This is a genomic window from Anabaenopsis arnoldii, assembly GCF_028331025.1.
In the GTDB taxonomy this organism is placed as follows: Bacteria; Cyanobacteriota; Cyanobacteriia; order Cyanobacteriales; family Nostocaceae; genus Anabaenopsis; species Anabaenopsis arnoldii.
In genome coordinates, this window is sequence record NZ_JAQMUH010000023.1 from 1 (window position 1) to 10,889 (window position 10,889).

11 protein-coding genes and 1 pseudogene are annotated in these 10,889 nt (G+C 41.8%); 4 read left to right on the top strand and 8 right to left on the bottom strand.

Translation table 11 applies throughout. The features are described from left to right. Positions 1-126: 126 nt before the first annotated feature. Positions 127-246 (top strand): helix-turn-helix domain-containing protein, encoded by a 120-nt coding sequence (locus PN457_RS01770; protein ID WP_271730911.1) that lies wholly within the window; start codon positions 127-129, stop codon positions 244-246. 74 nt (positions 247-320) lie between these two features. Here PN457_RS01770 and PN457_RS01775 read toward each other — a convergent pair whose 3' ends face one another. Beyond that, positions 321-467 (bottom strand): hypothetical protein, encoded by a 147-nt coding sequence (locus PN457_RS01775; RefSeq protein WP_271730913.1) that lies wholly within the window; start codon positions 465-467, stop codon positions 321-323. Positions 468-522: 55 nt separating this feature from the next. On the opposite strand from PN457_RS01775, the gene PN457_RS01780 reads away from it, so the two are divergent. Next, the gene (locus tag PN457_RS01780) at positions 523-1,821 is read left to right on the top strand and encodes an RNA-guided endonuclease InsQ/TnpB family protein (RefSeq protein WP_271730914.1); all 1,299 of its coding nucleotides are present in this window, start codon (positions 523-525) and stop codon (positions 1,819-1,821) included. 29 nt (positions 1,822-1,850) lie between these two features. Here the strand turns inward: PN457_RS01780 and PN457_RS01785 are convergent, their stop codons facing one another. Further along, positions 1,851-3,143 (bottom strand): dihydrolipoamide acetyltransferase family protein, encoded by a 1,293-nt coding sequence (locus tag PN457_RS01785; protein WP_271730915.1) that lies wholly within the window; start codon positions 3,141-3,143, stop codon positions 1,851-1,853. A gap of 344 nt (positions 3,144-3,487) precedes the next feature. Between PN457_RS01785 and PN457_RS01790 the strand changes: the two genes are divergently transcribed. Then, a complete protein-coding gene (locus tag PN457_RS01790) occupies positions 3,488-4,018 on the top strand; it encodes a hypothetical protein (RefSeq protein ID WP_271730916.1) in 531 nt (176 codons plus the stop codon). A 57-nt stretch (positions 4,019-4,075) separates the two neighbouring features. Here PN457_RS01790 and PN457_RS01795 read toward each other — a convergent pair whose 3' ends face one another. The 4 genes and pseudogenes from PN457_RS01795 to PN457_RS01810 form a co-directional block, all read right to left on the bottom strand. Then, positions 4,076-4,525 carry a YlqD family protein gene (locus PN457_RS01795; protein WP_271730917.1) on the bottom strand — a complete coding sequence of 150 codons (450 nt, stop codon included), beginning with the start codon at positions 4,523-4,525 and terminating at the stop codon, positions 4,076-4,078. A 41-nt stretch (positions 4,526-4,566) separates the two neighbouring features. Next, positions 4,567-6,513: an AMP-dependent synthetase/ligase gene (locus PN457_RS01800; protein WP_271730918.1), complete on the bottom strand. Its 1,947-nt coding sequence runs from the start codon at positions 6,511-6,513 to the stop codon at positions 4,567-4,569. A 217-nt stretch (positions 6,514-6,730) separates the two neighbouring features. After that, a complete protein-coding gene (locus tag PN457_RS01805) occupies positions 6,731-6,880 on the bottom strand; it encodes a hypothetical protein (protein ID WP_271730920.1) in 150 nt (49 codons plus the stop codon). A 381-nt stretch (positions 6,881-7,261) separates the two neighbouring features. After that, positions 7,262-7,441, bottom strand: a pseudogene (locus tag PN457_RS01810) (four helix bundle protein); the annotation flags it as partial. A 305-nt stretch (positions 7,442-7,746) separates the two neighbouring features. On the opposite strand from PN457_RS01810, the gene PN457_RS01815 reads away from it, so the two are divergent. Beyond that, on the top strand, positions 7,747-7,920 hold the full coding sequence (locus PN457_RS01815; RefSeq protein ID WP_271730922.1) for a hypothetical protein: 174 nt from the start codon (positions 7,747-7,749) through the stop codon (positions 7,918-7,920). Positions 7,921-8,011: 91 nt separating this feature from the next. Here the strand turns inward: PN457_RS01815 and recQ are convergent, their stop codons facing one another. Both recQ and psaK read right to left on the bottom strand, forming a co-directional pair. Then, complete coding sequence (gene recQ / locus PN457_RS01820; RefSeq protein ID WP_271730923.1) at positions 8,012-10,177, bottom strand: DNA helicase RecQ; 2,166 nt, start codon at positions 10,175-10,177, stop codon at positions 8,012-8,014. 102 nt (positions 10,178-10,279) lie between these two features. Further along, on the bottom strand, positions 10,280-10,540 hold the full coding sequence (gene psaK, locus PN457_RS01825) for a photosystem I reaction center subunit PsaK (RefSeq protein WP_271730925.1): 261 nt from the start codon (positions 10,538-10,540) through the stop codon (positions 10,280-10,282). Positions 10,541-10,889 lie beyond the last annotated feature (349 nt).

Sequence of the window (10,889 nt, forward strand, 5' to 3'; positions counted from 1 at the left end):
CCCCCCCCCCCCCACAGTGCCCCTGGTTTCTAACTATGGGGGTGTAGTGCGCTAGGGACTTGGGTCGCATTCCTAAAAATCGTCTGTAAAAATATTAGCTTTAATGTATAATTTTACTACGAGGTGATGCAAGTGTTTAATCTGACTTACGAATTTAAGCTCAAACCAACTCAACAACAAATAGCAATATTTGAAGAATGGTTAGAAACCCATCGACGGGTTTACCGGAACTTGGCGGGAGCGTGAAAGCCCCTGAGAAGCAGCAACGCAGTTGCGTACTTCGTGCTTTAGACAGGGGATGAAACGCGACTTGGTAGGCTTCAGCCTGCTGTGTCCCCTTCGAGTTTTAGGCTATCAATCCAATCTTCAATTAAAGCAGTGATAGTTTTATCCTTTTGAGCAGCATATAAATAAAGTTTATTTCTTCTCCGCTCAGATAGACGTATTGTTAATGTTTTTCTCTTCATAATTGACATACATTGTTAGTATTTAATGTTAGTAAATATCAAGGAGGTGAAAACAATGTATGGATGTCAGCAAAACTTAGTTAACCCAGATAATGAACTTAGAGCAGTCCTTGAGTTTATTTGCTCAGAGTCCCATAAACTGACAAATTGTGGTATCTACTACGCTCGTCAGTTATATTTCAAAACTAGGAAGTTGATTGGTAAGTACGATTTAGAGAAAGAATATAAGACGAATAAACATTATCAAGTTTTGCACTCTCAAGCAGCACAACAAATTTTGAGGTCTGTAGCAGAATCATTCAAGTCTTTTAAGGAATTAGATAAGAAGTACAGCAAAGGTGAATTGCATTTTAAGCCCAAGCTACCGAAATATCGTAAGGGTGCAGGGTATTCACTTGTGACCTACCCAAAGCAAGCATTAAAACTTGTTGGTGATCATATAAAAATACCGCTGGGTAATACTGTTAAATGTTGGTTTAAACTTGATAGTTTCTTGCTGCCAATGCCTTCAAACCTAAAGTTTACAGATATTAACGAATTAAGAATACTACCAAGAAACCGATGCTTTTATGCCGAATTTGTCTATGAGCAAAATTCATCACCAAAAATTAATTTTAATCCTCAGTATGCTCTAGCAATTGACCCTGGCATTAACAACTGGTTAAGCTGTGTTTCTAATGTTGGAACTAGTTTTATTGTTGATGGACGCAAAATTAAATCTCTTAACCAATTGTACAACAAGCGTGTTGCGTTCTTAAAAGAAGGTAAACCACAAGGATACTGGGATGAACAACTAGCCCACATCACAGAAAAGCGTAACCGACAAGTGAGAGATGCTGTAAATAAAGCAGCTAGATTAGTTGTTGACTACTGCATTAAATACAAAATTGGTACAGTTGTTTTTGGGTGGAATCAAGGACAGAGACAAGAAGCAAAGTTGGGTAAAACAACTCAATCTTTTGTACAAATACCAACAGCTAAATTGAAGGAACGAGTTAAACAACTGTGCGAATACTACAGCATCAAATTTGTTGAAACTGAAGAGTCCTACACCAGTAAAGCTAGTTTTTTAGATGGTGACTTTCTACCTATTTTCGGCGCAAAACCTGAAGGGTGGATACCAAGTGGAAAACGAGTAAAACGTGGAATCTACTGCACTGGTGCAGGTAAATTAATCAACGCTGATTTGAATGGTGCTGCGAATATTCTTCGCAAAGTAGAGACACAACTAGATTTAAATCTGGTCAAGGTCTGTAGGCGAGTTTTGACCCTCGCTACCAGATATCGCATCTGGGAAACCAAAACTAAAAAGCGGAGGGAAGCGGCTTTAGCCCTTCCCGTAGCAACAGTTTAGAATCCCCGTCCATTTATGGCGGGGAGAGGTCAAATAGTCAGAGACTGGGGATTAGTGGAAATTAATTTAGCCAAATCTTGCAAGAAAGCCGCAGCATGAGCACCGTAAATAATCCGGTGGTCACAGGTAATATTAACTTGCATCTGTTGACGCACAGCAAAGGAACCATCCCCTAAAGCTACCATTTGGGGACGGGATGCACCAATGGCTAAGATAGAACCTTGTCCGGGTGGTAAGATCGCATCAAAAGTGTCTACCCCAAACATCCCTAAGTTAGAGAGGGTAAATGTCCCACTGTTGTATTCTTCGGGTTGTAGTTGTTTAGCTCTCGCACGTTCTACTAAAGATTTCCAGGAGCGGGAAAGGGAATAAATATCTACCATGTCTGCATTTTGCAAAACTGGTGTGATTAATCCTCCATCATCCATAGCCACGGCTACAGAAATGTTAATACCAGAATGATAAACAATTCCTTGGTCTGAATAGCTGGCATTTAATAAGGGATGTTTTTGTAATGTTACCGCTACCGCTTTAGCCAGTAGGGCTGTCATGGTAACGCCCTTGGATTTAATTTGTTTGTAAAGTTGATCTAAGCCATCGGTGGTAATGGTGTAACCCACACGGAAAACTGGTACAGTCACACTGGCTACCATGTTCCTAACTACAGCATTTTGGAAGGTAGTTAAAGGTACTGTTTGACCAGGAACCATGGGCGCTGGGGCCGGGGACGGGGACGGGGACGGGGTGAAGGTAGGCGCTGGTGACGGGGTGAAGGTGGGCGCTGGGGTGGGTGTGGGCGCTGGTGGTTTAGCTTGATTGACAGATGATTGTACATCCTCGGCGACGATGCGACCGTAGGGACCGCTACCTTTCAGGGTGGTCAAATCAACCTTAAGTTCTTTAGCCAATTTACGGGCGCGGGGTGAAACTACGACTCTTCCTTCGCGGTGGTTAGAGCCATTTTGAGTAGCTAGGGCAGAAGATATACCAACAGGGGCTGTAGTCGCAACTGGTTCTGGTGTGGGGGTAGCGGTAACTGAGCCTGAGTTAGCCAAGGTTTTGGCGGTGGCGATTTCGGCTTCTGTTTCTGCTATGTAGGCGATCGCAGATCCTACTGGTGCGCTTTCACCAGCTGGTACGATGATGTGGGCTAGGTATCCTTCATAGAATGTTTCCACATCCATATCTGCCTTATCTGACTCGACCACCACCACGGTTTCCCCTTTTTCCACCTTATCCCCCGGCGATTTCACCCAGGAAACGATTTTACCTTCAGTCATGGTGGAACTCAGGGCTGGCATGAATACTTCGTGAATGCTCATATGGTGGTATCAGAATCGATGGTTTATGGACTTTAGCAGCTTTTGCCAGATTAAATTGTATCTTGGCTGGTTGAGTTTTCCCGTGGAAATTTTTTCTTTTCCCTGGTAAGAGATAGGTGGGCTAGTTTCCTCATTGTGGTACTTATTTACCAATTCATCCAGGAACCTGATGATCAGATTAGAGTCTATGGTATATAACAACTATAAATTTTTGCCAATGTTTCAATCATCAGCCCAAGTCTTCTATAAGTGAATACTTTGATGATAAATGTAATAGTTTTACATTCTCACTTACTCTGACCTCTGAAATGTAAGTGGTTAAGTTCAATTTCTTGTTTACTTTTATGTTGTTTAACAAGTGGAATGTTGTTTTAGTTTTGTTAGTAAATATCTTGGCTACTGCTTGCGCCGGGATGGATATGACCGAGGAACCACAATCGCCAACATTGGGAGACAATAGACCCGTTATACAACAGGAAGTTGCCAATGTGCAACATACTGAGGATGTCCCATTATATCCAGGGCGTTATCAATATCAAAGCATACCACTAGAAAATGTGAATGCCATTCTTCAAGGTAGTGATCCTGTGAGTTTAGCCTTAAATGTTTTAGAGGGTAAATCATTAGCTAGAGGTAAGCAGGAAGTAGCAGTCTTTTATCCCCAACCCAGACAAGCCTTAGTGGAAATCACGCACATAGATTCAAATAATTATACCATTAAGGCGATTAATTATCGAGTGGAAATGACCACCTTTGGGCGATCGCTGTTAAACAGCTCTCCCCCGATTTGGCAAGTTGTCTGGGCTGGGTCAAAAATAGAATGCACCCATGAAAGTAGCAATAAACAAAAGTTAGCTCAAAGTTGTGAATTTTGACCTGGGACTGTCAACCCCACCTAACATAAGATAAGTGGGGAATTAGTAGCACGACTGTTAAATGTCGCCGCGAATCTCTTGGATAACGCCATCGCGCAGCAGGATTTCTACCTGCATTTTACGAATCAAGTTATCACCCTGTTCAACACGGAAAAAGCCTTCCATTTGGAATTGATTCACTTCTTGCTCCAACTCCAGAAATTGTAATTGCTGGAGGTTTTGTAGCAGTTGATTTTTCTGCTCCAGGAGTTCAGTTTTCTTTTGATTGACTTGGCTGTGGATATTATCGATTTGTTGAAGGGTTTGGGGACTAGGGGGCTGTATAGCCTGCTTTTGAATGGACACAATGGCTCGTTGTCCTTCTAGATCAATCTGTTGCAGTTGCTGGTCACTTTGATTAATCTGTTGCTGTAGTTGCTGTTGTACTTCCTCCTTCCATAGGGGGGTAACAATGGCTTTGACATTGACAACGCGCTTGAGTAACAAATTGGGGTTGGAGACATCCATAAATCTTTCACGTTCACTCTATAAGTTAGCAGACAGAATACTCATCGGGTATACATCCGGTCAATAATCTCCTGATACCGTTCCGTGACTATGTGTCTGCGGATTTTCAGGGTTTGTGTCATCAAGCCATTTTCCAGAGAAAAAGGTTCGAGAATCAACCTGAAGGGGCCAATGCGGTCATCAGGACGATAACCAGGACGGTTTTGTACTTCCCGATTCAATTCTTGTCGAAACAAGTCCTGGATTATTTTACTCTCCAGATCAATAGATGTCCTCATCTGTTCCAGATTTTGAGTTTGTGCCCATTTTTCAAGGGCTTCGGTATTGGGGACAATTAAAGCGCCGATGCTGCGCTGATCTTGTCCCACCAGCATAATTTGATCAATGTAGGGCGATCGCAAACAAGCATCTTCAATAGGTTGTGGTTCGATATTTTCCCCATTGGTCAAAACAATCGTATCTTTAGCCCTCCCGGTGAGGACTAAATCATTATCTCGTGTCACCCAACCCAAGTCACCGCTATTAAACCATCCTTGACCATCAATAACTTTGGCTGTGGCTTCGGGGTTTTGGTAATAGCCCTGCATAACTTGGGGACCTTTCAAGAGTACCAAACCTTTTTTTCCAGGGGGTAACAAGTCTTTGCTTTCCGGGTCAACAATTTTGACTTCTGTACCAGCGATGGGCTGTCCAGATGAACCGCGGACATTATGCCAAGGACGGCGGGCGTTAGTCACAGGAGAGGTTTCTGTTAAACCGTAACCCTGCAAAATCTCCACGCCAATAATTTCAAAAAAGTTATCTATATGCTTGGGTAGCGCCCCACCGCCGCTAATTACTTGCTTGATGCGTCCCCCTGTGGCTTGGCGGACTTTGGCATAAACTAGGCGTTCTCCGAGGGTATGAAGGGGCAACAAAGCCAATGCTAGTATCTTAGAGGTGATTTTCTCTAAGCTTGAGGCATGAAGATGATTTAAACTTAGTCCTTGGGCAATGCGTTGTTTTTCGATATAGGTTTCACTGGCTGCTAGTAAAAACTTAATCAGGCGTTGCTTTTTGGCTGGTTGTTCCCGGAACTGTTTTTGCACTCCCTCATAAATCGATTCCCACAGACGGGGGACTGCAATCATGTAATGAGGTTTAAAGTCCTTCAAGTCCTGTTTGACAAAACGCAAGTTAGTATAAATTTGTGTACAACCTTGAGATAGTAAGAAATACTCCCCACTGCGCTCGTAACTGTGCCAAGAGGGGAGGATACTTAAGACGATGTCTCCCGGCTGTGGTTGTACTATTGTACCCAGGGTTTTGACTTGGTGTAACAAGTTGCTATGAGAGAGCATCACACCTTTGGGTTTACCGGTAGTCCCGGAGGTATAAATCAAAGTCGCTAGGGTATCTCCTGTGACCTGAACTGGTGTCAGGGGATGGTTAGCACCAATTTCTAATACCTGGGAGAATTTCCAGACTTTATCGCTGTCTTCTGGTGGTGTTTCCTCTGAGATTAAAATTATCAGTTCAATGGGTAGGTCATTCAGTCCGTCGCCAAGTTTATTGAGTGTGTTTAAGTCCTGCACTACTAGGGCGGTGCTACCACTGTTGGCAATAATAAATAGTAGTTCTGAGCGTTCGGCTTGGGAACTACGAACCGCATTCACTGCGCCAGCGGTCATTATCCCTTGATCGGCAATAAACCACCGCGGACTATTATCGGCTATTAAGGAAATGCGATCGCCTACTTTGACTCCTAATTTTTGTAACCCCGCTGCAAATTTTTGAATTTGCTCCCCTAACTGGCTATAGGTAATTACCACTTCTGGTGTATTGTGGGGATTGTGCAGAGCCACAATATCACTAAATTGTTTGGCTGCTAATGACCAAATTTCTGGTAGTGAAACCACATGACTGTAATCGACTAAACGCTGTAATTCTTGGCTTTCTCGCTTCGTAATCTTTGATAAATAAGCTGGTGTATCTGTACTGTTATTCACAATTCATATCCTCTATTGTTTTAGTAAACGGTTGATTTATTGATTGTTCTGACCTGAGCCTATATTACTAAATAGCTTTACTCTTCAGTGATTGGCTGTAATGCATAGCCTACTGTCTGAGGTATTTCAGCATTTCAACGGTTGTATTGATAAAAATCTATGTTACAGTAAACATATATAAGCTAAAGACGATGGATAGACTGGATAATCTATTGCTTTAGTTATCTTGACTGCCAAAAGCCCAAAAACCTATTTTTTTTTGATGGGGGTGAGTACCCATAAATTTCATGGATGTTTTATTGCTAACTCTCCTCAATGCTGCTGCTTGTTTAGTATTACCTAAATTAGCATCGAAAATTCTAGGCACAAAAGATACTCAAACACTAGCCAAAGGGTCAACATCATCTCAAGCCAGAATTGAAATCACTAGTTTCCCCTACTGTACCAGTTACGTGTTAACGGGTAAAGAATTCTGCAAGTTTAGACCTCAATTCTGCGCCAAGTGTTCCCAATACTGATCTCCCCGACCAATCTCTGCATAAATCTTGCTCATTTTTTCACATGAAGATGTTGGTAGATAGCGATCGCGTAAGTGCTATCGAGGATCTGTGGAGGGGGGTAAGATATTATAAGGGTAGGTTTTTTACATTGTCGTCAGGGCAAGACTAGGAAGACAAGGAGGGAAAGTAGACAAGGAAGTTATGCCAATGGGTGAAAAAACACCCCTTTAAGAGCTATTAAAAGCAATTGATTGAGTATTGTCCGATTCACAATCATTTAATTTAGCTATAAATGATGCTTGATACCTTCTTTTTCTCCATGTCTCTGCAAAATTCGCACATACTCAACGAGAAGAACGACGTATTTGGTCAGTCAGAGAATATCTTTCTTCCGCCGGAAACTGTTTTGATAATTCAAAAATTGTCATCGCCGCATTAAACGCTTTTTGATATATCACTAAATCTTCATGGGTTTTTATTTTTCTTGGTTCTTCTTCCTTGTCCACTTTCCTTCCTTGTCTGCCAAGTCTTTCCCTATTATAAATCTCTATGTAAAAAACCTACCCTTGTAAGGGGGGGTAAGATCCCCGACTTCTTAGATAATTGGGATAATCTCAATATTTATCAGACTTATAAAAGAGGTAATAAAAAACAGATTATATAATAAATATTCAGCAGCTTTTAGGTGAAAATAATAGATAGTAAAAACAAATTTTTGAAGCGAGGATAATATATGAATTTCATGGATGGTCTATTGCTGACACTGCTAAATACTATCATCTGTATTACCCTCCCCGCCTTTGTCTGTGTAATCACTAATAAAGGACAAAACCAGAAAGTATCAAAGCGTGGAATGACATCGCCAAAGTCTAGCGGTAAAATTTCTCGTGCTATAGATGCAGCCTAAGATAAAATCAATAGAAGACAGATGCGCGATTTCTGGGAGAAATCGCCTATTTAAGTTAATTATACCACTGAAATCAACAAAACCCCAAGCATTACTGACGATTTTGTCTTCGCCATTTTTCCCTGACTAAGCGAATTTCATCAAAAGTATAGTTTTCTCCTAATTGTTGTTTAATCGGGGTGAGAGAAACATCACCCAAAATCTCTAAAACTTGCCAAATTTTTTGTTGATGTTCTAGGGGTACTAACTGATTTAAATCTACAGGCTGATTTTTAGCCATTAACTGAGAAAGGTGGGTAAAAATTGTCGAGGGGTTAAGATTGCGTTGGCGAGCAATTTCGGCTACACTCAAACCTTGTTGGTGTAGTCTTAATGTGGTTAACTCGGTATCATTAGGTAAGTTCTTAAGAGCTAGAGTACCGGGAGAATCATGTTTTGTGGCCGATATACCTTTTTCTCGACGGTAGGCGGTGATTTCTGCGAGGAATTTTTCACCATACTGGGCGAGTTTGTGACTACCTACCCCAGAAAGTTTACCAAATTCTGTTAAGGATTGGGGTTGTACCTGGGCCATTAACCGGAGGGTAGAATCTTGAAAGACAACATAGGGCGGTACAGACTGTTCATCAGCTAGTTGCTTGCGCAGCGATCGCAAGCGTTGTAATAATAATTCTGTTTGGGCTGTTTTGTCACCCTCTGAGACGGGGGAGATTTTTTGCGCCACAGGAACAGCAATCAAAACTTGGCGCTGTCGCTTCATCACCTCCCAACTCAAAGCATTCAGCTTTAAAACCGAGTAACCATCGTTGGTTTGTTGTAACAACCCTTGATGTAACAGAGAACGCCCTAAAATGCGCCATTCATCTACGGTTTTATCCTTCCCAATCCCGTAGGTAGAGAGTTTGTCGTGTTGATTTTGGGTAATTTTTTTACTTTTACTTCCCCGCAATACATCAATAATGTGTAGCATTCCAAATCTTTCTTGACAACGGGCCACACAAGATAAAAACTTCATGGCTGCAATTGTCCAGTCTTGTACAGGTTTGGGATAACGACAGTTATCACAGTTACCACAATTACCGGGAAAACGTTCGCCAAAATAACCTAGTTGAATTGTACGGCGACAGTCTGTACCTTCGGCATAGTCAATTACCTGACGTAGCTGTTGTTTGGCAATTAATTGTTCTTGAGGGTCAGTTTTTTGCTCAATACTCCATTCAATGGTTTTAAGATCACCAAAACTAAAGAACATGGTACAACGTGAGGGTTCACCATCTCTACCCGCTCGCCCAGATTCTTGATAATAACTTTCTAAATTACGTGGTAAATCAGAGTGAATGACTAACCGGACATCAGGTTTATTAATTCCCATCCCAAAGGCGATAGTAGCAACGATGACACGCACATCATCGCGAATAAATCGAGTTTGATTCTTACTGCGTTCCTCATCATTTAAACCAGCATGATAGGGTAAAGCGGTAATTTGATCATGTTGCAGTTTAAATGTGAGTTCATCAACTTTTTTCCGGGTCAGACAATAAATAATCACTGAACCGTCAGTTTCCCGAATCATTTCTAAGATTTCGGCGTATACAGTTTTAGATTTAGGCCTAACTTCGTAATAAAGATTTTGTCGGTTAAAGCTAGCTAAGTGAATACTAGGTTGCTTTAACCCTAATTGTTGAATTATATCACTACGTACGCGGTCTGTGGCTGTAGCGGTGAGGGCGATGGTGGGAACATCTGGATAGCGGTGACGTAGGGATTTTAACTGGCGATATTCTGGGCGAAAGTCGTGTCCCCATTCGGATACACAATGAGCTTCGTCAATGGCGAAGGTAGAAATACCAATTTGGTGATGTACTAAGTCTAAAAATGGCAGAAATCTTGAGCTTAATAAACGTTCTGGGGCTACGTAGAGTAGTTTAACTTTGCCGTTACGGATGGCTTCCTCACGCGATCGCACTTTGTAGGGATTGAGGCTACTATTAAGGAATGTAGCAGAAATATTATTATTTCTCAGTGCTTCTACTTGGTCTTGCATGAGAGCGATTAACGGCGAAACCACTACCGTTAAGCCTTTTTTCATCAAGGCTGGTAACTGAAAGCACAATGATTTACCCCCACCTGTCGGCATTACCACTAATAAATCCTGATTTTGCAGCGCATCTTCAATAATTTGTCGTTGTCCGGGGCGAAAATTATCGTAACCAAAGTGGTATTTTAACGCCTGTTCGAGGAGGGGGTACTGAAGCATAACGATGGATTTACGTGCTAACACTTGAAAATTTTAACTTAAATCCCCGGTAAGCAAAAAGTTAGAGAAGTGAAGCCTTAGCTTCACCTCTGTGGGTTTTAGCTAAATTCTGCCGATGTTATGCAGTCCTAAAATTATACCTACTCCCAAAAGATGACCAAAGGCTGTAGTTGCTAGTACTGCGGGTAAACCAAAACCGCCGAATAAATTTGGTGCGGGGAGAGATGGCCCAACGCTGGGGTACTTGATGGTAAGTTTACCCAAGGCAACGGCGATAATGTTGGCTACAATCATAATACCTGCAACGGTGGGACTCCATTCTAGGGGTGTAGTTACAGCAGCGATGATAGTGGAAGGTAACACCGGATTTAGCTCCTAAAATTCTAATGGCTAGAAATATAATTGAAATATTTCCCTGGGAATTTCAACAAAAAAACGGCTTTTGCATCAATACTTAACAGTTATTCTTAATCCTTAATCTTAGAGGTTGTTTGATAAGTTTTCAACAGGTAATTTTTATTTTAGGGAACAGGGAACAGGGAACAGGGAACAGGGAACACAGGGAACAGGGAACACAGGGAACAGGGGAACAGGGGAACACACAAAAAACAATAAAATCCAGTCCCCTCCCCTGACAAGGACAAGACAAGGTGGACAAGGTGGACTAGGTGACAAGGGAGAAAAACAGTACAAAGTCTGTATTCTTAGTAAG